The following is a 2567-nucleotide window of genomic DNA, read 5'->3' on the forward strand; positions in this document are numbered from 1 at the left end:
TATATCGCGAGCAAAACTTACGGTACCCTCATCAGGCACTTCTTGACCCATAACAATCTTGAGCAGAGTAGTTTTTCCAGCTCCATTAGGGCCCACCAAGGCCCAGCGCTCACCAGCATTAAGCTGCAGCGTTGCTCCCGAATAGAGCACACGGCCACCAAAAGATTTTGAGATTTTATCTGCAAGAGCTATCAAAGTAGTACTCGTCCTATCTTGAGCCGTCAAAATACGGCTGTTACCTTACTCGTCATCAGTGAGGTGAATTGCAAAACCAGCAATTTCTTGCGTGAAATACACCAGATGAGTACTGCCGTCAGGATTGAGCGCACGGCTTGACTCGTTAATTTCAAAACCTCGATCTGCAAACCAACGTTCAGCGGCGGGAATATCATCAACATGAAAGCCAATATGACCACGCTTCCCGCGTCCTACGCCTTTCATAACCTCAATCAAGGTGCCTGCAAACACTGACACCGGCGCCAAAACATTGCGGGGTAGCCCCATCAGAGTATCGAACTGGCTGGCAATATCTTCTGCTTCTGCATCATCGGCAGCGTTAATACCCACATGTGCAATACGCAGACCAAAAAGCTCAACGGGATCTTCCGAAATGCCATCATTTTTTTGCAGATTCTCAGCCATAACTTTCCCTCCGAAGGTTTGCACGGTGTGCCCAAAGCATGGACACAGAGACCTTTAGTATACGCACGCATACACCCGCCCGCCATGCTCTATAAGCTCTACCACGACTTTCCCACCTTACAGAGCAAGTTTGAAAGGGGTCTGCTGATCTTGAGCTGACCTCTTTATAAGAACACGATAAGACAGCATGCCTACAGCTATAAATACCAGCAGGACTAACACGAGGCCACTCTCGCCGCCGCCAAGATATTTTTCGCCAAGACGTAAGGCAGGAGTAAAGAAATAGCCTACAAAAAACGACGAAGCATTTACTGCAAAATGCCCAATCATCGAAGTAGGGAGATCTCCGACTCTCAAACAAATAAAACCAAGCACCGAACCCACGACAAAAGCATAGGTTCCCTGCACAAGATTGCCATGGGCAATACCAAAGGCTAAAGCTTGTGCTACGACAACAAGCCAGAGTTTTGTAGTCGAGCGACGAGCATACTCAAGGGCAACACCACGAAAGAAAATCTCTTCACTAATGGGTGCCATTACCACCAAAGCAATAATTGAGGGCCAGTTGGTATCAAATGCCTGCTCCATAAGTTCACTGTACTCACCCATCAACTTAGGGATAAAAGGCTCAATCAGGGTAAGGGCGGCAGAAATAACCAGCTGCAAGGCTAGACCGATAATAATGATCAAAACCACATCAATGATTTTTTTGCCGACACTTCCCTGCCAATCTTTACGAGCAAGCACGCTATCCAAGCAAACTTTCTTATCTTTAAACACAATTGGCCGACGGGAGTTAATCAAACGCAAATAACGATAAAGCGGAAGACCAACAGCTACTGTTGTGAGCTGAGCAAGCAAAAGCGCATATTCAATCAGCATATTTTGAGACAGTTTTATCCGTGCAATAAAGGTCACCAACATAAAAATAACAGTCGCTAGGATTTGAATCCCGAGATAACCACCAAGACAAACAAGAACAATCATCAGCAACCAACGAAGACCTCCATGAATGATCTTTTCCGGCGGCTGAGGAGCTGTTGATTGGGGAGTTTGTTGTGGGGATATAGCAGTGTCACTATCAGTTGGGGGGATAAAGCCAGTGGGAACTGGCGGTATTGTTTCACTCATAAGCTAACCTCCAAAGTTTTGGTCTCAAACTCAGGTGCAAGCGACCAAAGCATCTCAAACAATTCATTACCCAAGAGCCAAGCGCGCTGAGTAGGAACGACTCGTTGTCCTTTTGACTGCAAAAGCCCCTGTTTGATGAGTTGTTCTATCTGCCTTTCAAGTAGTGCTTTTCCCAAAATCGACTGAGCATAGTCAAGCTGATCGGCTGAAATTCCCTCAACCAAACGGGCACTCAGCATTAAATCTTCTGCACAAGCCTGACTCTCTGTCAAAAATTCGAGCTCAAGCTTATCACCTGTCAGCTTTGTACGGATACGCTTAAAAGAATCCTCAAGCTGAGGGAGAGCATAACCTTGTTTTCGCATGCGTCTATATAATTCAGCCGTCATCATGCCTGCAGCACCTTTCCCCAAACCCAAATAACTACGTCCTTGCCAATAGCTGAGGTTGTGCTGACAAAGCTTATGATTTTTGGCAAAACTTGCCACTTCATAACGCTCAAAACCTACCGCACTCAACTTATCAGCTGCATAGCTCATGCGTTCTGCTTGGACATCTGAATCATTCCAAGCTGGGTTTTTCTCGCCTACTCTGTAGGCCAGTTCAGTGCCCTCTTCAATTTGGAGTGGATAGACACTGATATGAGTTGGCCCCCAAGAAATAAGCTTATCAAGGCTATCTTTCCAGCTTTGAGCAGTCTGTAAGGGTATGGCACACATCAAATCGCACGCGACATCTAGACCTGCAGCAACCGCCTCTTTTACCCGCAGCTCTGCACAAGCTACATCGTGTAT

Annotated in this window: 3 protein-coding genes and 1 pseudogene; all 4 read right to left on the reverse strand. The window is 46.4% G+C overall.

The genetic code is table 11. The annotated features are described in order from the left end of the window. Positions 1-195: ATP-binding cassette domain-containing protein (locus Q0X25_RS08415; RefSeq protein WP_298581228.1), on the reverse strand; the 195-nt coding region annotated here is incomplete at its 3' end. 45 nt (positions 196-240) lie between these two features. Continuing rightward, a complete protein-coding gene (locus tag Q0X25_RS08420; protein WP_021735564.1) occupies positions 241-642 on the reverse strand; it encodes a VOC family protein in 402 nt (133 codons plus the stop codon). 117 nt (positions 643-759) lie between these two features. Continuing rightward, positions 760-1773 (reverse strand): CPBP family intramembrane glutamic endopeptidase, encoded by a 1014-nt coding sequence (locus Q0X25_RS08425; RefSeq protein ID WP_298581232.1) that lies wholly within the window; start codon positions 1771-1773, stop codon positions 760-762. Continuing rightward, positions 1770-2567 (reverse strand): annotated as a pseudogene (locus Q0X25_RS08430) (coproporphyrinogen III oxidase family protein); the annotation flags it as partial. The pseudogene Q0X25_RS08430 and the gene Q0X25_RS08425, both read right to left, overlap by 4 nt.

This window comes from uncultured Olegusella sp., assembly GCF_947253395.1.
In the GTDB taxonomy this organism is placed as follows: Bacteria; Actinomycetota; Coriobacteriia; order Coriobacteriales; family Atopobiaceae; genus Olegusella.

Coding starts and splice junctions, on each gene's coding strand:
- Q0X25_RS08420 (WP_021735564.1), bottom strand. CDS start 642: ATGGCTGAGAATCTGCAAAAAAATGATGGCATTTCGGAAGATCCCGTT.
- Q0X25_RS08425 (WP_298581232.1), bottom strand. CDS start 1,773: ATGAGTGAAACAATACCGCCAGTTCCCACTGGCTTTATCCCCCCAACT.